This is a genomic window from Nocardia sp. JCM 38205 (genome assembly GCF_058222935.1).
In genome coordinates this window covers 501,251-522,171 of record NZ_JBYHFL010000005.1, presented here as the reverse complement: position 1 = coordinate 522,171, position 20,921 = coordinate 501,251, and the positions used below count along the sequence as shown (strand labels likewise).

20 protein-coding genes and 1 pseudogene are annotated in these 20,921 nt (G+C 69.4%); 10 read left to right on the top strand and 11 right to left on the bottom strand.

Annotated features, from left to right (window positions below; translation table 11 throughout):
- Positions 1-62: 62 nt before the first annotated feature.
- Positions 63-653, bottom strand: coding sequence for a TetR/AcrR family transcriptional regulator (locus AC4HOU_RS21255; RefSeq protein WP_163814159.1), 591 nt, complete (start codon positions 651-653; stop codon positions 63-65).
- Positions 654-759: 106 nt separating this feature from the next.
- On the opposite strand from AC4HOU_RS21255, the gene AC4HOU_RS21250 reads away from it, so the two are divergent.
- Entirely contained in the window at positions 760-1,581 is an 822-nt protein-coding gene (locus AC4HOU_RS21250; protein ID WP_490725032.1) for an SDR family NAD(P)-dependent oxidoreductase, read from the top strand.
- A gap of 32 nt (positions 1,582-1,613) precedes the next feature.
- Here the strand turns inward: AC4HOU_RS21250 and AC4HOU_RS21245 are convergent, their stop codons facing one another.
- Positions 1,614-2,552: an SURF1 family cytochrome oxidase biogenesis protein gene (locus AC4HOU_RS21245; protein WP_490725031.1), complete on the bottom strand. Its 939-nt coding sequence runs from the start codon at positions 2,550-2,552 to the stop codon at positions 1,614-1,616.
- Positions 2,552-3,055, bottom strand: a complete 504-nt coding sequence (locus AC4HOU_RS21240; RefSeq protein ID WP_195007362.1) for a low molecular weight protein-tyrosine-phosphatase — start codon at positions 3,053-3,055, stop codon at positions 2,552-2,554. Before AC4HOU_RS21240 ends, AC4HOU_RS21245 begins: the two co-directional genes overlap by 1 nt.
- Positions 3,056-3,188: 133 nt before the next feature.
- Between AC4HOU_RS21240 and cobC the strand changes: the two genes are divergently transcribed.
- Positions 3,189-4,229, top strand: coding sequence for an Rv2231c family histidinol phosphate aminotransferase CobC (gene cobC / locus AC4HOU_RS21235; RefSeq protein WP_490725030.1), 1,041 nt, complete (start codon positions 3,189-3,191; stop codon positions 4,227-4,229).
- 112 nt (positions 4,230-4,341) lie between these two features.
- Positions 4,342-5,496 (top strand): Nif3-like dinuclear metal center hexameric protein, encoded by a 1,155-nt coding sequence (locus tag AC4HOU_RS21230; RefSeq protein ID WP_490725029.1) that lies wholly within the window; start codon positions 4,342-4,344, stop codon positions 5,494-5,496.
- A gap of 44 nt (positions 5,497-5,540) precedes the next feature.
- On the opposite strand, the gene AC4HOU_RS21225 is transcribed toward AC4HOU_RS21230, so the two are convergent.
- The 5 genes and pseudogenes from AC4HOU_RS21225 to AC4HOU_RS21205 form a co-directional block, all read right to left on the bottom strand.
- Complete coding sequence (locus AC4HOU_RS21225) at positions 5,541-5,663, bottom strand: hypothetical protein (protein WP_490725028.1); 123 nt, start codon at positions 5,661-5,663, stop codon at positions 5,541-5,543.
- A 5-nt stretch (positions 5,664-5,668) separates the two neighbouring features.
- Positions 5,669-6,052, bottom strand: coding sequence for a DUF5313 family protein (locus AC4HOU_RS21220; protein ID WP_490725027.1), 384 nt, complete (start codon positions 6,050-6,052; stop codon positions 5,669-5,671).
- Between the two features lie 33 nt (positions 6,053-6,085).
- Positions 6,086-6,454: pseudogene (locus tag AC4HOU_RS21215) on the bottom strand (dihydrofolate reductase family protein); the annotation flags it as partial.
- Positions 6,455-6,480: 26 nt separating this feature from the next.
- Positions 6,481-6,786: an MGMT family protein gene (locus tag AC4HOU_RS21210; protein ID WP_280499777.1), complete on the bottom strand. Its 306-nt coding sequence runs from the start codon at positions 6,784-6,786 to the stop codon at positions 6,481-6,483.
- Between the two features lie 2 nt (positions 6,787-6,788).
- Entirely contained in the window at positions 6,789-7,547 is a 759-nt protein-coding gene (locus AC4HOU_RS21205) for a class I SAM-dependent methyltransferase (protein ID WP_490725026.1), read from the bottom strand.
- Positions 7,548-7,791: 244 nt separating this feature from the next.
- On the opposite strand from AC4HOU_RS21205, the gene AC4HOU_RS21200 reads away from it, so the two are divergent.
- Entirely contained in the window at positions 7,792-8,439 is a 648-nt protein-coding gene (locus tag AC4HOU_RS21200) for a DUF4097 family beta strand repeat-containing protein (RefSeq protein ID WP_163814167.1), read from the top strand.
- A 17-nt stretch (positions 8,440-8,456) separates the two neighbouring features.
- Here the strand turns inward: AC4HOU_RS21200 and AC4HOU_RS21195 are convergent, their stop codons facing one another.
- Both AC4HOU_RS21195 and AC4HOU_RS21190 read right to left on the bottom strand, forming a co-directional pair.
- Entirely contained in the window at positions 8,457-9,092 is a 636-nt protein-coding gene (locus AC4HOU_RS21195) for a response regulator (protein WP_163814168.1), read from the bottom strand.
- Positions 9,089-10,120 (bottom strand): sensor histidine kinase, encoded by a 1,032-nt coding sequence (locus tag AC4HOU_RS21190; protein WP_490725025.1) that lies wholly within the window; start codon positions 10,118-10,120, stop codon positions 9,089-9,091. The genes AC4HOU_RS21195 and AC4HOU_RS21190 overlap by 4 nt, the downstream gene beginning before the upstream one ends.
- Before the next feature lie 347 nt (positions 10,121-10,467).
- On the opposite strand from AC4HOU_RS21190, the gene AC4HOU_RS21185 reads away from it, so the two are divergent.
- Positions 10,468-11,034, top strand: a complete 567-nt coding sequence (locus tag AC4HOU_RS21185; RefSeq protein WP_490725024.1) for a GlcG/HbpS family heme-binding protein — start codon at positions 10,468-10,470, stop codon at positions 11,032-11,034.
- Between the two features lie 159 nt (positions 11,035-11,193).
- Here AC4HOU_RS21185 and AC4HOU_RS21180 read toward each other — a convergent pair whose 3' ends face one another.
- Entirely contained in the window at positions 11,194-13,758 is a 2,565-nt protein-coding gene (locus tag AC4HOU_RS21180; protein ID WP_490725023.1) for a cytochrome P450, read from the bottom strand.
- A gap of 42 nt (positions 13,759-13,800) precedes the next feature.
- On the opposite strand from AC4HOU_RS21180, the gene AC4HOU_RS21175 reads away from it, so the two are divergent.
- The 5 genes from AC4HOU_RS21175 to AC4HOU_RS21155 all read left to right on the top strand — a co-directional run bounded on the left by AC4HOU_RS21175 (position 13,801) and on the right by AC4HOU_RS21155 (position 20,819).
- A complete protein-coding gene (locus AC4HOU_RS21175; protein WP_163814172.1) occupies positions 13,801-15,075 on the top strand; it encodes a glycosyltransferase in 1,275 nt (424 codons plus the stop codon).
- On the top strand, positions 15,072-15,833 hold the full coding sequence (locus AC4HOU_RS21170; protein WP_490725022.1) for an ABC transporter permease: 762 nt from the start codon (positions 15,072-15,074) through the stop codon (positions 15,831-15,833). The genes AC4HOU_RS21175 and AC4HOU_RS21170 overlap by 4 nt, the downstream gene beginning before the upstream one ends.
- Before the next feature lie 116 nt (positions 15,834-15,949).
- On the top strand, positions 15,950-16,687 hold the full coding sequence (locus tag AC4HOU_RS21165; protein WP_163814174.1) for a zinc ribbon domain-containing protein: 738 nt from the start codon (positions 15,950-15,952) through the stop codon (positions 16,685-16,687).
- Between the two features lie 44 nt (positions 16,688-16,731).
- Positions 16,732-17,991: a bifunctional RNase H/acid phosphatase gene (locus AC4HOU_RS21160; RefSeq protein WP_490725073.1), complete on the top strand. Its 1,260-nt coding sequence runs from the start codon at positions 16,732-16,734 to the stop codon at positions 17,989-17,991.
- A 353-nt stretch (positions 17,992-18,344) separates the two neighbouring features.
- Positions 18,345-20,819 carry an FAD-dependent monooxygenase gene (locus AC4HOU_RS21155; RefSeq protein WP_490725021.1) on the top strand — a complete coding sequence of 825 codons (2,475 nt, stop codon included), beginning with the start codon at positions 18,345-18,347 and terminating at the stop codon, positions 20,817-20,819.
- The last annotated feature ends 102 nt before the right edge of the window (positions 20,820-20,921 follow it).

The following is a 20,921-nucleotide window of genomic DNA, read 5'->3' as shown; positions in this document are numbered from 1 at the left end:
GCCGACGCCCTGGACCGTCGCCGCGGGGCCTGCCAGATGGAATGCGACCGGACGTGGCGAGTTCAGGGTGCGAAGGCGCGCAGGGTGAGGTCGACGAGGGAGTCGGCGTATTCGCGGGTCAGTGGCCCGGTGCGGAGCAGCCAGCGCTGGAACAGTGGGGCATAGAGCACCTCCAGCACCAGGTCGAGGTCGGCGTCGGCGGCGAGCTGCCCGGCATCCTGAGCGCTGCGCAGGCGCGCCTTCTTCGCTTCGTCGACGGGGCGGGCCAGCTTGTCGCGGTACAGCTCGGCCAGGCTCGGGTCGTTGATGATCTCGGAATTGAGCGCCCGGATCGGTTTCTCGAAGGCCGGGTCGGCGAATTCGGCGACGGTCGCGCGCATCACCTGGCGTAGGTCGGCGCGGAGGTCGCCGGTGTCGGGAAGGGTCATGTCGTTATCGGTTCCTTCGCTGAGCGCGAGGAAGGAATCGAAGATCACCGCGCCCTTGGAGGGCCACCACCGGTAGATCGTCTGTTTGCCGACGCCCGCGCGCGCCGCGATGGCCTCGATGGACGTCTTCGCGTAGCCGACCTCGTCGATGAGCTCGCGGGTGGCGGCCAGGATCGCCTGCCGGGAGCGTTCACTACGCCGGGAATTCTTCTCGGACTCGGGCATGCGCACAGATTAGCACCGAGACGGAACGGTCCGTCTTGACAAAACCCTGGCCGTCCTCCACTCTTATCGAGACGAGACGGATCGTCTCGAACGGAAGGAGGGCGATATGACGACCGCCACAGTGTGGTTCATCACCGGTGCTTCACGAGGCCTCGGCAGGGCGTTCGCCGAGGCGGCCCTGGCCGCGGGAGACCGGGTGGTCGCCGCGGCCCGCACGATCGGGCCACTCGACGATCTGGTCGAGAAGTACCCGGGCGATCTGGTGCCGATCTCGCTCGATGTCTCCGATCGCGCCGCGGTCTTCGACGGGGTCGAGCGCGCCGTGGCGGCATTCGGCCGGCTCGACGTCGTGGTCAACAATGCGGGCGGAATGCTGTACGGGATGGTGGAGGAGGCCACTGAGGAGCAGATCCGGGCCCACCTGGACGTGAACTTCTTCGGCGCCGTCTGGGTATCGCAGGCGGTGATTCCGCATCTGCGCGCGCAGGGCGGCGGCCGAATCCTGCAGATCACCTCCATGGGCAGTGTGGGCGGCTTCGCCTCCGTCGGCTTCTATGGTGCGGGCAAGGTCGCAGTCGATGCGGTCAGCGCCGCGCTGGCGATGGAGGTCGAGCAATTCGGTATCGAGGTCACCATCGTCGAGATGGGCGGCTACTCCACCGGCCTGTTCACCACGGGCACCACCGCCACCGAGCCGGCGCCGCAGTACGAAACCCTGCGCGCCGAACTGGCCGAGATGTGGGGCGAGGATGCGGGACCGGAGCCGAGCACGGCGGCACCGGTGATCCTGGAACTGGCGTATATGGCCGAGCCGCCGCGGCGGATCATCGTGGGCGGAAAATCCTTCGACCAGGTTCTGGAGTTGGAATCGGCCAGGATGCAGGGCTATCGGGAGTGGGAGCAGCTCAGCCGGATGGCGCCCGGCTGAGCGTGCGGCCGCGAGCTACTTGCGGGCGCGAGCTACTTGCGGGTGCGCCCGTACCGGTCGGCGAGCCGCGCCTCGTTGGACATCCGGTCCGGCGCGGACGCGGAAGTGGCGGCCGCATCCCGGGTTGACGTCTCGCTCGCCGTGGTGGTGCCTTTGCGCGGCGTATCGCCGGATTCGCCGACCGGTGGCTCCGCCGCGACGATTTCCGCAGGCGCGTTCGCCGCGCGCTCCTTACGACGTTCCCGGATCTCGGCATACACGAAATACCCGAGGCCCAGCGGGGCCATGATGCCGAAGGCCAGCCACTGCAGCCCGTAGGACAGGTAGGGGCCCGCGTCCAGCTGGGGGAGCGGGGTTGGCGTGAAGGCGCCGGGCTGGTTCTCGGTGAGTTGCAGGTAGCCGCCGCGGTCGCCGGTGGGCAGCGCGGTGATCGGCAATCCGAGGACCTCGGCGGCCTGGCCGGTGTCGATCGAATAGACCTGACGGTAACCGTCCTGCACGGTCGGCAGCTTGTCCGCGCTCACGCCTTCCGAATGCCGGATCCGGGCCTCGATGCGCTGGGTGCCGGTCGGCGGCTGCTCGACCCGCGGCGGCCGCGAGCCCTCGATCGCGCCCACGAGGCCGCGGTCGACCAGCAGGATGCGGCCGTCGGTCAGCCGGAACGCGGCGAGCACGGAGTAACCGGGCGCGCCGTCGAGGTGGCGCAACCGCACCAGTGCCGTCGAATCCGGGAGGTAGGTGCCCTCGGCGATGACCCGACGCCATTCGGTCGCGTCACCGTCGAACACCGTCGTCACATCGACCGCCTCGGCGTCCACCGATTCGGCGATGAGCTGGTTGCGCTCGGAGGTGTCGGTGTTCTTCCCGAGCTGCCATGGCGCGAGCACGGTGAAACACAGGTAGGCGAACGCGGCGACCAGCACGGCCAAGATCAGCCAGCTGGGTCGCAGCAGAAACGCCAACCGGCGCATCAGCGTCCTCCGTCGGCAATCGGTTCCGGTGCGGCGGCGAGGGCCAGGCGCACCCAGTCGAGCAGGCCGGGGATGGCGGCTTCGATCTGATCGCGGACCAGTTCGAAGCCGGAGTCGGGGCCGTAGTACGGGTCGGGTACGTCGAGGCCGTCGGCGTCGGGATCGAAACTGCGCAGCAGCCTGCGCCGCTCGGTCGGGATACCGAGCTGGGCGAGTTCGCGGTCGTGGCCGGAGTCCATGGCGATGACCAGATCGGCGTCACGGTGTCCGTCACCGAAGACGGCGGCCACGTGGCCGGTCGGGTAGCCGTGGCGACGCAAGGTCGCGTTGGTCCGCGGGTCGGCGTCGGCGCCGGCGTGCCAGGCGGTGGTGCCCGCGCTGCTGACCCGGACGCGGTTGGCCAGCCCCGCCCGGTACAGGTGCGAAGCGAGGATCTTCTCCGCCATCGGGGAGCGGCAGATGTTGCCCGTACACACGAAGACGAGCTCGAGCGGCATCGACATCATCGATCACCGTGGGGAGCGCACACCATGGAGAACACGCAAACCAAGGTACCGACCTGCTGGATCGGTCAAGCGACCGACTGGGCAATCTCGGCCGGGGCGGCGTCCGATCCGGCACGTAGGGTGTGATGTCGTGTCCGCCGACCGCATCGACCTCGCCGCACTGCGCCACCACGGCGACGTGGAGGCCCGCCCGGGGCTGCTCGACTTCGCGGTGAACGTGCAGGGCAGCGCCCCACCGGACTGGTTGCGCGCCCGACTGGCCGCCCTCCTCGACGAACTCGGCCGCTATCCGAGCGCCGACGACGAGCTCGCGGCCCGGGAAGCCGTCGCCTCCCGCCACGGACGCGCGCCCGACGAAGTGCTGCTGCTGGCCGGCGCCGCCGAGGGGTTCGCGATGCTGCCCCGATTGGCGCCACGGCTGGCGGCGGTGGTGCATCCATCGTTCACCGAACCGGAACTGGCGTTGCGTGAGGCCGGTGTGGCCGTGACTCGGGTGGTGCTGCCGCCGCCCTACGCCCTGGATCCGGAGCAGGTGCCCGAGGACGCCGACCTCGTCGTCCTCGGCAACCCCACCAATCCCACCTCGGTTCTGCACCCCGCCGACACCATCCGCGCCCTGCGTCGGCCCGGGCGCGTCATCGTCGTCGACGAGGCCTTCGCCGATGCCGTCCCCGGTGAGCCCGAGTCGCTGGCGGCCGAATCCATGCCCGACGTCCTCGTCCTGCGCAGCCTCACCAAGACGTGGGCCCTGGCGGGCTTGCGCTGCGGCTACGTTCTCGGCGCACCCGACCTGCTCGCCCGGCTCGACCGCGGACGTCCGCACTGGCCGCTGGGGACCTTGCAGCTGGAGGCGATCGCGGCGACGGCCGAACCCGAGGCGATGGCGCAGACGCGAGCGCTGGCCGAGCGGATCGCGCGAGACCGCGCCGCGATGATCGAGCGACTGACAGCCATCGGCGTCACCGTCCACACCCCCGCGACCGGGCCGTTTCTGCTGCTGCGGGTCCGCGACGGCGCGCTGCTGCGTAAACATCTCGCGGACAACGGGATAGCGGTGCGCCGCGCCGACACCTTCCCCGGCCTGGACGCCGATCATCTTCGGGTAGCGGTGCGCGGAGCTGCCGAGGTGGACCGATTGATCGAGGCGATCCTGGTGGCGCAGGGACGGTGACGTTTCCGTCGCCGGGTGCAGGGAGGGTGTTCGGGCGACACGTGATATCGGGCGGCCTGGTTGTTCTCCGCGGCGGGACGTCGCTGCGGGCGGGTAGCGGCGACAGGAGATGATGGCACCGGTCGAATCGGACGATGGAGGTGGAGCGGTGACGACGCTGGCGGAACTCATCGAGGTGCTGGATGCGGCCTACCCGCCGAAGCTGGCCGAATCCTGGGATTCGGTGGGTTTGGTGTGCGGTGATCCAGCGGAGACGGTGCGCCGGGTGGTCTTCGCCGTCGACGCCACCGCGGACGTCGTCGACGAGGCCATCGAGTGGGGTGCGCAGGCGCTGGTGGTGCATCATCCGCTGCTGCTGCGCGGGGTGGACAGTGTCGCCGCCGATACGCCCAAAGGCACAGTGCTGCACCGGCTGATCCGTTCGGGATGTGCGTTGTTCAGCGCGCACACCAACGCCGATTCGGCCGACCCTGGCGTCTCCGACGCGCTCGCCGCAACGCTCGGGCTCACCGTCACCGGGCCGCTCGATCCGAAACCTGCTGCCGCCGTGGACAAGTGGGTGGTGCAGGTGCCGCGCACCGATACCGAGCGGGTGCTCGCTGCGCTGTTCGCGGCCGGTGCCGGTGCGAGCGGCAAGTATCGGGAGGCGGCCTGGAAAGTGGCGGGGATCGGCCAGTTCCGGCCGATGGAGGGCGCCGATCCGGCCATCGGCGCCATCGGCGAGATCGCATACGTCGACGAGGACCGCATCGAACTCGTCGCCCCACCCGCCGCCCGCGGCGCCGTCCTCGCCGCGCTGCGCAGCGCCCACCCCTATGAGGAACCGGCCTTCCACCTCACCGAACGTGCGCCGTTGCCCGGCAGTCTCGGCATCGGCCGCATCGGCACCCTGCCCGAGCCGGAAACCTTGCGCGCCTTCACCGCTCGTGCCGCCGCCGCGCTGCCGAAGACCACGTGGGGAGTGCGGGCGGCCGGTGATCCGGAACGACTCATCCAGACCGTCGCGGTCTGCGGTGGTGCGGGCGATTCGTATCTGGACACCGTCACCCGCCGCAAGGTCGATGCGTATCTCACCTCCGACCTGCGTCACCACCCCGCCGACGAACACCTGCGCCGCCACGGTCCCGCGTTGATCGACGCCGCGCACTGGGCCACCGAGTTCCCCTGGTGCGCACAGGCCGAATCTATTGTGCGAGCAGAGCTTCCGGACCTGGAGACGCGCGTGTCGACGTTGCGCACGGACCCGTGGACTGTGTCGGCATCGTGAGGCCGGCGCTTCGATAGGGGACGACCCGCCATCACGGCACGCCGTCATCGAGCAGGCTCATCGCCCGTCCGACCTGCCGCGGGTGAGCGCCGATCGTCCGGCCCGATATCGCCGTAGGAGGCGACGATGCCCCGGGCGATGGCCAGCACGTCGTCGACGATGCGCATCGGCGTCACTTCCGCCCGTGCCGGCGTTCGTACTCCTCGCGTTCGGCGGCGCCCTTCTGGCGTTCACGAGCATCGGCCAGCGCCGGGTCGAGGCCATGCTTGGCCAGCCGATGCCGCCGGTACACATACATCAACGCGACCGTGAAATAGATCAGCGGCAGGTGCAACAGCGCCATCATCGCCAATCCCATCCACAGCGGACCGGGGATCAGCAGAAACAGGCACAACGGCACGATGATCGGCACCAGGATGCGCGTCAGGTACCGGCGCGCGGCCCCGGGCCCGGTGAGGTCATCGATCACCCAGTCGCGCATCGACGCGGGCAGCGTTGCGCCGCAGACATAGCGAATCCGCTGCGTGAAGCTCGGTGTTGCCGGGGCGCTGCTCACCCACCGAGCGTAACGCCGGGCCGGTGCACGGCGTCAGCGGTGCGGGGTCGAGTGGTAGATGAGTTCCTGGATGTTGCCGTCCAGGGTGCGGGATTCGATCAGCTCGAGGTCGAAGTCGTCGGCGCCGTCGAAGACGGAGTCGTCGCCGGTCCGGCCGGTGATCACGGGGAAGATCGTCACCTGGAGGCGGTCGACGAGACCGGCGGCCATCAAGGCACGGTTCATCGACAGGCTGCCGTGCGAGCGCAACGGCACATCGGATTCTTCTTTGAGCCGCGCCACGATGTCGACGGCATCGCCGGGCACGACGGTGGCATCCGGCCAATCGAGGGGCCCCGTCAATGTGCTCGACACCACCGTGGCCGGCAGGTTCCGCATCCTGGTGACCCATGGGTCTCTCAGATCCTCGGCATCGTGAGGCCGGCGCTTCACCGCGGATGTGCGGCTCGCGCCCGAACCATGTCCACGCGCGCTCCGCGCATCGGGATGCCCTCGCGGACGAGCAGTTCCGGTGCGGTGCCGCCGTGGCAGGAGGCCGGTGTGCCGTCCGCATGGACGACCCGCCACCACGGCACGCCGTCGTCGAGCAGGCTCATCGCCCGCCCGACCTGCCGTGGGTGGGCACCGATCGCCCGGCCGATATCGGAGTAGGAGGCGACGGTCCCCGGGGCGATGGCGAGCACCGCCTCCCGGACGTCGTCGACGATCGGGCCGGCTGCCGCGCGAAACTCCACGCTCACACCTTGCGGGCTTCGATGAGGAATCTGGTGGAGTGCGCGATGAAGGGGCCTTCGGTGTCGATCTGCTCGTGCAGCTCACGCAGGCGATCGCGGTATTCGTCGACGGTGAAGCCCGGCACCATCCAGATCACCTTGCGCAGGAAATAGACCACGGCGCCGATATCGAAGAACTCCATGCGAAGCCGTTCGAAGCGCAGGTCGACCACGTGCAGGCCTGCGGCTTCGGCGTCGGCGCGTTCCGCATCGGGATGACGTCTGCGCCGCACGGATTCCGGCTGCGGTCCGAGGAAGTATTCGACGAGTTCGAACACGCTCGCTGGGCCGACGTGCTGAGCGAAGTAAGTGCCGCCGGGTTCGAGCACGCGGGCGATCTCGGTCCACCACACGGTGGCGGGATGGCGGCTGGTGACCAGGTCGAAGGCGGCGTCGGCGAACGGGAGTGGTGGTTCGTCGGGATCGGCGACGACAACCACGCCGCGCGGGCGGAGCAGTGCGGTGGCCTTGGCGACATTGGGCGGCCAGGAATCGGTGGCGGCCATGACCGGCGGCAGGGTCGCGGCTCCCGCCAGCACCTCGCCGCCGCCGGTCTGGATGTCCAGCGCCGCGGCGGCCTGCGCGAGGCGCGCGCTCATCAGCCGCTGGTAGCCCCAGCTCGGGCGCTGCTCGGTCGCACGACCGTCCAGCCAGGAGAAATCCCAGCCCGCCACCGGCGCGGCCGCTGCCTCGGCCACGAGCTCCTCGAATGTTCGCCGCATGAGCGCATCATGCCTTCCGAGCCCGGCCGGAGGCCAGCGGGTTTCTCCTGATCAGGCTGGGCGCTCACCCGGCGGGCTGGGACCCCGGGGTAGCTGTCGCACCGGAGAACGAAATCCGCTCGACCGTGATACACGGGGAGCCTTGCGTGTACGTATACATCTACGTATAGTCGACCTCAACCGGTCGTTATACGTATACATCTACATATAACGCATCCGGGGTGAATCGACCCGAGGAGAACCCATGCCTACCTTCCAGACTCCCGAGCCCATCGCCGTCGACATCGACGTGGCCTGCGGCGATATCACCGTCACCGCGTCGGAGCGCACCGATACCGTCGTACAGATCCGGCCGACGGATCCGGCCGACAAAGATGACGTACGCGCAGCCGAGCAGATCCGGGTGGATGTCGTCGCCGGGAAGTTGACGGTGAAGCAGCAGTCGCGCGGTTGGCGCGACTTCACCCGGTTCCGCGGCTGCCCCTCGATCCAGGTCGCCATCGAGGTGCCCGCCGGTTCACGGCTCGCCGCCACCGCCGCGGCCGGCCGCGTGCTGGGTGCCGGTGACCTCGGTGAATGCGATGTGAAGGTGTCCGCCGGTGACATCATCGTCGAGCGCCCGCGCGGATCGGTCACGGCGGCAACCGATCTGGGCAGCATCAGGATCGGTGAGGCATCGCACGGTGTGCTGCGGCTGGAAACCTCCTTGGGCAGCCTCGACATCGGCATCCGACCCGGTGTCGCCGCCCGGCTGGAGACCCGCGCACTGTGTGGCACCGTGCAGAACCTGATGGAGCCGATCGACAAGACCGTCCGGGACGAGGACGTGCTGCGGGTGTACGCGCGCAACTCCTTCGGCAACGTCACCATCCAGCACACCGTCGCAGCGTGACGATCGTGGGAGCGGTGTCAGCCGAGCAGGCGCTGTTCCTTGGCGACGGCCACCGCGGCCGCTCTCGTGTCCACGCCGAGTTTGGCGTAGATGCGGCCGAGGTGGGTCTTGACCGTCGCTTCGCTGATGTGCAGGGCCTTGGCGATTTCCCGGTTGCCGAGGCCGTGCGCGAGCTGGGCGAGGATGTCGGTTTCGCGGGTGGTGAGCCCGGGGCGCGGGTCGCGCATGCGGGCCATGACCCGGCCTGCCACCGGCGCGGACAGAGCGGTGCGCCCGGCGGCGGCGGTGTGGATGGCGGCGAAGAGTTCCTCCGGCGGCTCGGCTTTGAGCAGATAGCCGGTGGCGCCAGCGGCGATGGCTCGGGTGATGTCGGCGTCGGTGTCGAAGGTGGTGAGGACCAGCACGTGCGGGCGGGGCTCGGGCAGCGCGCTGATCCGGCGGGTGGCTTCCACGCCGTCGAACTCCCCGCCGAGCTGGAGATCCATCAACACCACGTCGGGGTGTAGCGCGCCGGCCAGCGTCACCACCTCGGCGCCGCTGCCCGCCTCCCCGATGACCTCGATATCGGGCGCGCTGTCCAGCAGTGCCCGCAGCCCGGCTCGGACGACGACGTGATCATCGCAGATCAGCAGGCGGACAGTCGGATTCGTCATGGACGCTCCAGGGGGATCGCGGCCGTCAGTACGGTGCCTTCACCGGGCGCGGACTCGATGGTCAGGGTGCCGCCGAGCTGCTGGAGGCGGGCCCGGATCGCGGGCAGTCCGTAGCCGCGATCGTGGGCGGAACCGTCCGCGGCGGCGGGGTCGAATCCGCGGCCGTCGTCGGCGATGTCGAGCAACAGCTGATCGTCGAGATAGGTGAGGGTCAGGATGGCGGTGCGGGCGGCGGCGTGCTCGCGGATATTGGCCAGCGCGCCCTGGGCGATGCGCAGCACGGTGGCTTCGATCCGGCCGGGCAGCGCCACGGGTGCGCCGTCGATGACGTAGCGCACCTCGAGATCCGCGGAGTTCTCCCGCTCGGCCAGGGCACGCAGGGCGGCATTCAGGGAACCGGTCGCGGCGAGATCGGCGGGCGCGAGATCGTGCACGAAGCGGCGGGCTTCGGCGAGATTCCGTTCGGCGACGGTCGCGGCGGTGCGCACATGGGAGCGCGCACGTGCGGGATCGCTGTCCCAGATCCGATCGGCGGCCTGCAGCAGCATGCGCTGACTCGACAGCCCCTGCGCCACGGTGTCGTGAATCTCGTTGGCGAGGCGTTGCCGTTCGGCCAGGGTGCCTTCCCGGCGTTCGGTGGCCGCGAGTTCCCGCCTGGTGCGCAGCAGATCATCGATGAGGCCGGCCTGGCGCACGGTCTGGCGCCGCATCTGCACGAACAACGCCGTGGTCACCGCGGCTACCGCGGGCGGGGCCAGCAACAGATTCGGATCACCCCAGCCCGCCAACCGCACTTGGGTGAGCACCACCAGCCCGGTGAGCACCAGGACCAGGCCGACCGCGACGCGCACGGGCAGAATGCGAAACCCGGTGTACAGCAACGGCACCGCGCACCAGGCGAAGCTCGGCGCCAGCACCACCAGCACCGCCCAGCAGGCGACGAGCAGGGCGAACCACACGGTCCCGCGCCGGCCACCCGGCGCGCCGGCCACGTACAACAGCGCGAGCAGACCGGACAGCGCCAACACCCAGCCGGACTGTGGACTACCGGGATGACGGATCAGGAACGTGCCAGTGAGGCGCCCAGCAACACGTAGAACGTCGCGTGCATGACGATGGCGAGCACGCGTTCCTCGCCCTGATCGGTCGTGGACACCGCCGGCATCGCCACCTCCTCTATCGCGTCGAACTGGGCAAACACATTCATTCTGCCGTGCGGGTCGCGGTGGCGGAGTCAACCGATCGGATGACCCGGGTATCGGCCGGACAGCGGCGCGAGACGAGCCGCGGAGCCGATGGCAAACACCTGGCCCACGCCGAGGATTGATGGTGAACCGAATGGCGACCGCCGTTCACCCGAGCCGAGGAGACCCCCATGAACTCGCGTAGCACCCTGGCCACCCGCACCCGGATCGCCATCGGTGGCGCCGCCGGAGCCGCCATCGCGGCGGGCACGATCGGCATCGTCTCCGTCGACGCCGATGCCCCGCAGCAGGCGCAGGTGGCGCCCGTCGCGGTGAATACCGCCGCGGGCAACATCACCCACAGCGCCCACCTCACCATCAACGCCGCCACCGAGGCGGCGCAGGCGGCACTCGACGCCGCCCGCACGGAGAATCAGCGCGTCAGCGTCGCCGTGGTGGATCGCAACGGCAACACCATCGTGATGCTGCGCGGCGACGGCGCAGGCCCGCAGTCCTACGAGTCGGCCGAGAAGAAGGCCTACACCGCCGTCTCCTGGAACGCCCCGACCTCGACACTGGCCGAGCGCCTCGATTCGGCACCGCATCTGGCCGATATCCCGGGCACGTTGTTCCTGGGTGGCGGCGCCCCGGTCGCGGTTGAGGGCTCGCCGATCGCCGGCATCGGCGTCGCTGGTGCGCCCAGCGGTGATCTGGACGAGAAGTTCGCGCAGGCGGGTGTGGAGACCCTGCGCGACTGATACATCGCCAACGCGGCGCATGCTTCCGACGTCGCAGCACCGACCGCGGACATCCACCGGGCAATCCGCTCACCATCCGTCGCGTAACCGGCCCCCGCAGACCGTCGCGCACCTGCACAGTCGTAGGGCAGTGGAGAGCGGCCGGATCGCTTGCGGCGTCTACCTCGGCGTCAGCGTCACCGGCAATGCCGATGGCGACAGCACGAAATCCCGATTCGACGCTCGCACCACGTAATTCGGGTCCGGCGTGGGCTTCCACCTGGCGAAGAACGCGGCCGAGGCGAGGGTGATCTCCAGCATGGCGAAGTGGTCGCCGAGGCAGCGGCGCCGGCCGACGCCGAACGACAGGCTGGATTTCTTGTCGATCTCCTCGGCGCGGGCGGGAGACCAGCGGTCGGGGTCGAAGGCTTCGGGGTTGGGGTAGTAGCGCTTGTCGTGCTGCACCATGTACGGGCTGAACATGACGGCAGTGCCGTCCGGGATGGTGACGCCGCCGATGGTGACGTCGCCGTCGGCGGTCGCTGCGCTGATCCACGGACCCCAGAAGCGAATCGTCTCCGACACGACCTGCTTCAGGTAGGGCAAGGAATGGATGTGCTCGGCGCGCACCGGCCCGGAGCCGACCACCTCGTCGAGTTCGCGGTAGAGCCGTTCGGCGACCTCGGGTCTGCGCATCACTTCATGCCACAGCCAGCCGGCCAGCGAGGCCATCGAGCCGACACCGCCGGCCAGCATGAGGATCGCCTCGTCGATGATGTGCTCGTCGGACAGCGTTGCGCCGGTTTCGTCGTCGCGGTGGCGGATCAGCGCCGAGACCACATCGTTGAAATCTTCGTCGCGGCGGCGGTATTCGGCGATCACGTCGCCGATGGCGCCGCGCAGATGCCTGGACTTGCGTTCCCACCGCCAGTTCGCGATCAGCCGCAGCCTGCGGATCTGCGGTGGCATGGCGGTGCGGATGATGACCTGGCTGAGCAGCCACGGCACATTGTCGCGGATCTCGCGGCGGGCCGAATCGCTGAAACTGGCTTTGAACAGGGTGGAGGACACCGTGTCGAGCACCAGCCCGTGCGCCTCGTCCATGAGGTTCACCGTGCTGCCCGACGGCAGGCTCGACGACCACGCCTCGGCGATATCGGCTGCGGCCCTGGTGTATTCGGCCAGCCTGCTCTGCCGCAGGGCGGGCGCGATCATCCGGCGGCGCAGCTTGTGTTCGGCGCCGCGCAGCACATTCACCGAGCCGCCCGCCACGTCCTTGATCGCCTCGCGCAGATCCTCGCGATTGAACTCCGCCTCACCCAACCCGACCTCACGCACCAGATCAGGGGTGGTGAGCAGGTAGCCGGTCTTCTGGCCGAAGTGCAGCCGCACGATCGGGCCGAGCTCCGACAGCGAGGTCACGAATCCGGGTGCGTCACGCAGCGCGCGCAGACTGTGGCCGACGAGCGGCAGGCCGCCGGGGGCGGTGGGGATATCGGCCAGGCTGCGTGGCATCGCCTGATCCGGGCCGGCCGCGACCTCCTCGATCGCTTGGCGATAGACCTCGGTTACCGCGCCGATCTGCCGCGATTGGCGCACACCGTCGCTGTGCTTGGACTGCACCGCGCGCATCTCGGCCAGTGCGGCGCGATCGGCCGCCAGCCGGGTCAGCGTCTCGGCGATCCCCTTCGCCGAAGGATCGCCGGTGCGCACCCCGCCGCCGACGGGCACCGATTCCGCCAGATCGGGATCGCAGTAGATGACGGGCAGCCCCACCGCGACGGCTTCCAGCAGCACCATGCCCTGGGTGTCGAAACCCGACGACGGAAACAGCAGCGCGTCGGCCTTGGCCATCGCGTTCAGGCATTCGCGCTGAGTGACCCTGCCGTGCAACCGGATTCGATCGGCGAGTCCGTATTCTGCGATGCGGGCGGCAACGGCGTCGCGTTGATCGCCCTCGCCGTAGATGTCCAGGGTGCAGCCGGGCGTGCCGCGCACCGCGTCGATGGCTTCGAGCGGCCGCTTCTCCGCCGACAGCCTGCCGCACCAGATCAGCTGCAACGGGCCGGATTCGGGATGGGAGTAGTCCGCTCCGGAGCGGCTGTCGACCAGTGCGTCGTCGACGCCGTTGGACACCACCCGCAGGGGCCGCGTCACGCCGTGATCGACGAGCAGATCGGCGAAATGCCTGGTGGGCGCGATCACCCGGTCGGCGGCCTGGGCCTGAGCGGAGATGGTCCACCAGGCATGGCGCGCCGCACGGCTTTCCGCACGATGGGGCATGTGATGACGATGCGGCACGAAGCGTCCGTGCAACGTCCGCAGTGCCAGTGCCGCCGGATAGGGCGCGGGGGAGGTGCGCTCGAGGAACGCGTCGTCACGGCTCTGCGCGGTGTGCACCAGCGGAAGGCGATGCCGCCGTGCGGCTTTCATGCCGGCGATCGCGACACCGTAGGTGGTGTGGGTGTGCACCACGTCGACCGGGCCGCGGGCGGCGAAGGCGTCATCGATGCGGCGGGCATTGCGCTTGCTCGGCAGCACCATCGGGAAACCGTTCACCGCGACCGGAACGGCTTCGAGCTCCACCACGTTCGCGGCGGATTCGACCCGCGCGCCCGCGAGCGGCGCGACGACCAGCGTGACGCGATGACCTGCGTTTTCCAGCCCCCGGCAGAGCGAATCGACCGCGGTCTGGACACCACCGAGCGTGGCCGGGTGGTAATCCATGAACATCGCGATGTGCACAATGTCACTGTACCGAGGCACCACGAGTGAAAAGAAGCGCGAGTGAAGATTGCCATCCCGCTCACGGGAACCCGCGGCGACGTACAGCCGATCGTCGCGCTGGCGCGCGAACTCGAAGGCCGCGGACATGACGTGCTGATCGGCGCCCCACCGAATCTGGTCGACTTCGTCACCGACGCCGGGCTCACCGCCCGTGCCTGCGGTCCCGACATTCAACAGCTCTACAGTTCGCCCGAAGGGCAGCGGGCGCTGGCGGCGGGCAGCACGTTCCGGTTGATGCAGCTGGTGGGACGCCAGATGGCCGGGTATGCGGCGCAGATGAATCAGGAAGTCATCGACGTCTGCGCGGACGCGGAACTGATCGTCGCCACCACCGTCACCGAGGACCGCGCGAGTTCGGTGGCCGAGGCGATGGATGTACCGCTGGTGAGCGTGCACTACTACCCGTGCCGCTACAGCAGTCGGTATCCGTTCCCTGGCGCGCTGCCACCGCACTGGGATCCGCCCGCTCTGGTCAATCGCGCCACCTGGGTGCTGGCCGAGAATCTGCGGCGGGTGGTCTTCGCGCGCTACCTGAACGAATTGCGCGGGCGCCTCGGCCTGCCGAAATCGTATGCGAGCACCGCCGCCGTGCTGGCCGCGGCGAAGGTGCCCGAGATCCAGATCTACGATCCCGCGCTGGTGCCAGGACTGGCGCAGGAGTGGGGTGCGCGCAGGCCGTTCACCGGCTTCCTCACCCTCGACCAGCAGACCCGCGCGGCCGTGGGCGAGCTCGCCGGCGATCACGACGACATACTGGCCTGGGTCGAGGCGGGCGATCCGCCGGTGTTCTTCGGTTTCGGGAGCATGCCGATCCGCGATATGGCCTCGGTGCTGGCGATGGTGTCGCAGGTCTCGGCGCGGCTTGGGGTGCGGGCGCTGGTGAGCGTCGGGTGGAGCGATCTGGATGTCGACGCCCAGGTCGGCGCGCACGTCAAGGTCGTCGGGCCGTTCGCGCACGACGTCGTCTTCCCGCGCTGTGCCGCGGCGGTGCACCACGGTGGTGTCGGGACGCTGTTCGAAAGTCTGCGCGCCGGGCTGCCGACGCTGGTGTGCTCGGTGTCGTTCGAACAACCCATGTGGGGCGGGCAGGTCGAGCGGCTCGGGGTCGGTGGGCATCTGCGATTCACCCGGCTCACCGCGGCGGCGCTCGAGGAGAAGCTGCGGTCGGTGCTCACGCCCGGGCACACGGCCCGGGCGCGTGCGTTCGCCGAAACCCTGATCACCGAGGGTGCGAGTGCGCGGGCCGCCGACGTCATCGAGGCCGCGGGCCGGTGATCGGGCACGTTCTCGCCGATACGGCCACCATGTTCCAGCGCAGCGCGCGCAAGACGCTGCGCAGCCGGGACACGCTGATCATCTCGCTGCTGATGCCGATCCTGATCATGCTGCTGTTCACCTATGTGTTCGGCGGCGCGATCAACGTCGGGGGACCGTACCTGGACTACGTGGTTCCCGGCATCATGCTGCTGTGCGCTGGGTTCGCCTCCTCCATCACCGCCACCGGCGTCTCCACCGATATGACCAACGGCAGCGTCGACCGGTTCCGGACGCTGCCGATGTTCCGGCAGGCGGTGCTGGCCGGTCACGTCGCCGAGGGCGTGGCGCGCAATATGGTCGCGATCGGGATCGCGGTGGCGGTGGCCGTGGTGCTCGGCTATCGGCCCGACGCCGGTCCGCTGGGGTGGCTGGCGGCGGCGCTGATGATCGCGCTGTTCGTCACCGCGGTGTGCTGGATCGCGGTCGCGCTCGGCCTGGTCGCCAAGAATCCGGAGGCGGCGGGCGGGCTCACCTACGCGATCATGTTCATCCCCTATATCTCCAGCGCGTTCGTGCAGACCTCCACCATGCCGGGCTGGCTGCGCGGCTTCGCCGAACACCAACCGGCGACCCCGGTGGTGGAGACGGTGCGCGGACTGCTCGACGGCACGGGCGCGGGCGCCCACGCGGGTATCGCGGTGGCGTGGTGTGTCGGTCTCGGGGTCGCCGGATTCCTCGGCGCGAGCGTGCAGTTCGCGGCACTGGCCCGGCGGTGACCGCCCGCGGCGGCACCCGGTTCGTGGCCGTTCCCAGCGGGTGGCGGGTATCGGCTGGTCGGCGCGGTACGGTTGAGCTTCTATCCGTCCACAGCGTTGTCAGGAGTTTGTCCGCGTTGAATGTCGAACCACCGATCCAGGCCAAGCTGCTGAAGCTCGCCGCCGTCGACGCCGAGCTGACCCGTATCGCGCACCGGCGCACGGTACTGCCCGAGCAGCAGGAGGTCGACCGGCTCGAGGCCGAGCGCAATGCGCACAAGGACGCCGCGGTGGCCGTGGAGATCGTGCTGGACGACCTGGACCGCGATATCCGCAAACTGGAAGGCGAGATCGAGGCCGTGCGCAAGCGCGAGGAACGCGACCGCGCCATGCTGACCTCCGGTTCGGTCGGCGCCAAGCAGCTCTCCGAGCTCCAGCACGAACTCGGCAGCCTGGAGCGGCGCCGCTCGGTGCTCGAAGACGATCTGCTCGAGGTGATGGAACGACGGGAGGCCTCCGCCGCCGACCACGACCACGCCGGCGCCCGGCTGAGCAAGGCCGACGAGGATCTGGAAACCGCCAAGCGTGCCCGCGACGAGGCCGTGGCCGACCTGAACGTCGCGCAGGACCGTTGCGACCGTGATCGCGCCGAACTGGTCGGGGCGTTCCCCGACGAGCTGCTGACCATCTACGACCGGCAACGCGCCCAGCACGGCGTCGGCGCCGCGCTGCTGCAGGCCCGCCGCTGCGGAGCGTGCCGGATCGAACTCGACCGCGGCGAGATCGCCCGCATCGCCAAAACGGCTCCCGAGGTCGTGGTGCGGTGCCCGGAGTGCGGCGCGATCATGGTCCGGACCAAAGAGTCGGGGCTGTGAGTTCGGGTCGGTGAGATCGAAGCGAGGAGGTGGCGGTGGTGTCCGTGCGTGAGGTGATCGTCGAGGCCGACGGCGGCTCGCGCGGCAACCCCGGCCCCGCGGGCTACGGCGCCGTCGTCTTCGACGCCGGCCACAGCCGCATCCTCGCCGAACGGATGGAATTCCTCGGCGTCACCACCAACAATGTCGCCGAGTACCGCGGGCTGATCGCGGGCCTGGAAGCGGCCGCCGAACTCGGCGCCCGCGAGGTGACGGTGCGGATGGATTCCAAGCTGGTGGTCGAGCAGATGTCGGGCCGCTGGAAGGTCAAGCACGCGGCCATGATCCCGCTGGCCGACCGGGCCAAACGCCTGGTCGCCGGGTTCGATCGGGTGAGCTTCCACTGGATTCCACGCGCGGAGAACGCGCACGCCGACCGGCTGGCCAATGTCGCGATGGACGACGGCGGGCTGGTCGACGAGGTGCGCACCGCGCGCGAGGCCGGCCATGCGCCCACCGCGCTCGGCGGTGCGGGCGACCAGGCCGGCTCCGGCGCGGGGTCGGCGGCAGGCATCGAACGCGAACTGCCGGTCCGGACCGAAGAAGGCCGCGAAGCCTCGCCGCTCGGCGAAAGTTCGGCGACAGCATCGCAAAGCCGGCGCGAACCGCTCGTGACCGCCAAGCAACCACCGCCCGGCTGGACCGGTCTGAGTGGCCGCCCGACTCGATTCCTGCTGCTGCGCCACGGCCAAACCGAGCTCTCGGTCGAACGCCGCTACTCCGGTCGCGGTAACCCGCCGCTCACCGCACTCGGCCGGGAGCAGGCGGCGCGGGCGGCGAAGATGCTGGCCGCCAAGGGCGATATCGCCGCGGTGATCTCCTCGCCGCTCGGGCGCGCTCAGGAAACCGCCGAGGCGGCGGCGAGCGCGCTCGGGGTGCCGATGCAGGTCTGCGACGGTCTCATCGAAACCGATTTCGGCGACTGGGAAGGGCTGACCTTCGCCGAGGCCGTCGAGCGCGATCCGCAACTGCACTCGGCCTGGCTCGGCGATCCCTCGCTGCCCGCCCCGGGTGGGGAGAGCTTCGACCAGGTCCGCGAGCGGGTCGAGGCGGCGCGGCGCGATCTCGTCGCGCTCTATCCGGGCGCGAATCTTGTTGTGGTGAGCCATGTCACACCTATCAAGACGTTACTGCAACTCGCGCTCGGGGTAGGGCCGTCGCTGCTCTACCGGCTGCATCTGGACCTGGCGTCGCTGTCTATCGCCGAGTTCTACCCGGACGGCGGCTCGTCGGTGCGTCTGGTCAACGATACGAGCTATCTATAACTCGCCCCGAGGCAACTGACATAGGGTGCCCTCACGCGGCTCGGCGTGTTGTTTTGGAGGATTGGTTAATCCCCAGCGTGCGCGGCGAATCCTGCCGAACTCCAACGTAATTGCGCATGGCAATTACCTTGGCGAGCGAATACCGGTTGCATTGGTCGAATTTAGAGGATCGCGGTACGCTTCGGACCGGTCAGGCACAGGCGTCCCGTCCGGCCTGTCTGATCGGGGAAGGGTGTTGGTTTCCCGGTCAGCGCTGTCGGGGGTGACGATCGGCGAGTAATGCTGCTCACCAGCGGTTTCGAGGGATGAAATCCGCGCTGTGCTGCCTAGTGGTCTACGAGAGTGCAGGTTCGATGAGCAGTCCGATCAAGGTAGTTGTACTAGGGGCGGGGATCGGCGGACTCACCACTGCCGCCGCATTGCGACATGCCGGGTTCGGGGTCGAGCTCTACGAGGCGGGGCCCGAGCTGCGGGCGCAGGGATTCGGTCTTTCGGTACAGGCCAACGGGATCAACGCGCTGCGCAGCCTCGATCTCGGACTCGACGCCGAACTCCTCGAACGCGGTGGCCGCGTCGAGACCTTCCAGTTCCGCAAGCCGGAGGGCACCCTGATCCGGGAGCTGCCCGTCTACAAGCTCGACGCCGGGCTCGGCGCGCCCGCGGTCGCGCTGCATCGCGCCGATCTGCATGCCGCGCTGGTGCGCGCGATCGGTGACACGCCGACCTTCACCGGGGCCCAGGCCACGCGTTTCATCGATGACGGTGATCGGGTCCGGGTCGAGTTCGCCGACGGCCGCGAAGCCGAGGGTGACCTGCTGGTCGGCGCCGACGGCATCCACTCCATGGTGCGTGCCCAGCTGCACGGCCGGTCCGAGCCGCGACCGGGCAATTTCGTGTGCTGGCTGGCGTGTATCCCGTTCGAGCATCCCCGGGTTCCGCGTGGCGCCTCGGCCCATTACTGGGGCACCGGAATGCGTTTCGGCATCCACGACATCGGCCACGGCCGGGTGTACTGGTGGGGCACGATGACCATGCCGGGCGAGGAGGCCGCCGACTGGCAGGGCACCAAGGACGACCTGCTGCGCCTGTACGCGGGATGGGCGCCGGAGGTGCGCGCCTGCATCGAGCAGACCGAATGGTCGGATGTGCTGGCCGTGCCCGCGCAGGACCGGCCGCCGCTGGCCGAACTCGGCCGCGGCCGGGTCACCCTGCTCGGTGACGCCGCGCATCCGATGCTGCCCAGTCTGGGACAGGGCGCGAACTCGGCCATCGAAGACGCCGTCGTCCTCGCGCACACGCTGGCCAACTCGCTCGATCCGATTGCCGGGCTGCGCCGCTACGAGCAGTTGCGCGCCGATCGCAGCGCCATGTTCGTCAACGGCTCGGCTCAGCTGGCCAAGGTCGAGCAGACCGACAACGACAAGGCCGTCGCGGTGCGCGACGCCTACTTCCGCCGCGCGCCGGAGGCGTTCTTCCTGAACAACCTGGCCAAGCCCATGGGCTTTCCGGAACTCGGCGGCCCGAGCGTCGACCTGCCGCGCGAGCTCTCCCCGATGGAGCGCTGGCACTGGATCGCCGATCAGCTCGCGCCGCTGCACATCCTGTCCCGGGTGCGGGTGCACGGCACGGTCACCGCCGAGCAGATCCGCGCGGGTCTGGACGAAGTGCAGCGCCGACATCCGCTGCTGCGGGTCGCGATCGCGGCGAATCCGGATGGCACCGAACCGAAGTTCGTGCCCACCGATCGTCCGCTGCCGCTGCGGGTGGTGGAATCCGCGGATCCCGACGCCTGGCTGTCCGAGACGGACGAGGTCGAGCTGCGTGAGCCGTTCGACTGGCAGCAGGGCCCGCTGGGCCGCGCGGTGCTGATCACCGACCCGGCAGGCCAGAGCGCCGACCTGGTGGTGACCCTGCATTACGCGATCGCCGACGGTGAATCGGCGATGACGGTGGCCAAGCAGATCCTGCAGGTCGCCGCGGGTGAAGCGGGCGAGCTGCCGGTGAGCCCGGTGCGTCCGGGCCCGGAGCGGCTGTTCCCGGCGAAGTACCGGGGCGGCAGCGGGACTCGCAAGATGATCGGCGCGCAGCTGCGCGACCAGCTGGCCCAGTTGCGCAAACCGCGGCGGCTGGAACCGACCACCCTGGTGCCGCCCGCGCAGCGTCGCAGCCGCGTGGTGCACCGCAAGCTCGACGGTGACCGCCTCGACGCGCTGCTGGCCGGATGTGAGGCTCGCGGCGTGAGCTTGCAGTCGGTGCTGTCGGCGGCGCTGCTGGTGGGTGCCGCCCGTGAGGCGGGCACCACGGGTGCGGCGCCGTACACGGTGGGCAGCTCGGTGAACTTCCGTTCGCACCTCGACGGTGTGGTCTCCGACGCCGAAGTCGGTTCCTACCAGGGCATGATCGCCACCATGGCGAACTATGCGCCGTGGGTGTCGCTGTGGCAGCTGGCCGGGGAGATCGACGGCGCCTACCGTGAACGGATGGCGCGCCGCGACCACATGTCGGCGCTGAATCTGCTGCAGGCGGTCGGCCCGAAGTCGGTGGCGGCCAGCGCTTCGACGGTGAAGCTGATGGACAGCCGCGGTCCAGGCCACCTGTGCATGACCTACCTGGGACAGTACGACGTCCCGGACAAGATCGGTGCCTGGCGACTGTCGGAGGCACAGTTCGTCTCCGGCATGTCGGTGAGCGGTTTCATCATGGCGACCGCCAATGCCACCCACGGTCAGCTGTCGTTCAACGTCGGATACGTGGAACCGGCGGTGTCGACGGAACGGGCCGAACTGCTCGCCGACGAGAGCATCCGGGCGCTGCTGTCAGCGATCTGAGACAGATCGTTCACCGTCCGACAACCGCGTGGCGGCCCGGCAGTCCCCGGGCCGTCATCGCCACAACCTTCGATCGATACGGACGACTGCTCTGGCGTCCCC

Bases quoted from the DNA above. Each gene is read 5' to 3' on its own strand.
- AC4HOU_RS21255 (WP_163814159.1), bottom strand. From the start codon at position 653: ATGCCCGAGTCCGAGAAGAATTCCCGGCGTAGTGAACGCTCCCGGCAG.
- AC4HOU_RS21250 (WP_490725032.1), top strand. From the start codon at position 760: ATGACGACCGCCACAGTGTGGTTCATCACCGGTGCTTCACGAGGCCTC.
- AC4HOU_RS21245 (WP_490725031.1), bottom strand. From the start codon at position 2,552: ATGCGCCGGTTGGCGTTTCTGCTGCGACCCAGCTGGCTGATCTTGGCC.
- AC4HOU_RS21240 (WP_195007362.1), bottom strand. From the start codon at position 3,055: ATGTCGATGCCGCTCGAGCTCGTCTTCGTGTGTACGGGCAACATCTGC.
- AC4HOU_RS21230 (WP_490725029.1), top strand. From the start codon at position 4,342: ATGGCACCGGTCGAATCGGACGATGGAGGTGGAGCGGTGACGACGCTG.
- AC4HOU_RS21225 (WP_490725028.1), bottom strand. From the start codon at position 5,663: ATGCGCATCGTCGACGACGTGCTGGCCATCGCCCGGGGCATCGTCGCC.
- AC4HOU_RS21205 (WP_490725026.1), bottom strand. From the start codon at position 7,547: ATGCGGCGAACATTCGAGGAGCTCGTGGCCGAGGCAGCGGCCGCGCCG.
- AC4HOU_RS21200 (WP_163814167.1), top strand. From the start codon at position 7,792: ATGCCTACCTTCCAGACTCCCGAGCCCATCGCCGTCGACATCGACGTG.
- AC4HOU_RS21195 (WP_163814168.1), bottom strand. From the start codon at position 9,092: ATGACGAATCCGACTGTCCGCCTGCTGATCTGCGATGATCACGTCGTC.
- AC4HOU_RS21185 (WP_490725024.1), top strand. From the start codon at position 10,468: ATGAACTCGCGTAGCACCCTGGCCACCCGCACCCGGATCGCCATCGGT.
- AC4HOU_RS21155 (WP_490725021.1), top strand. From the start codon at position 18,345: ATGAGCAGTCCGATCAAGGTAGTTGTACTAGGGGCGGGGATCGGCGGA.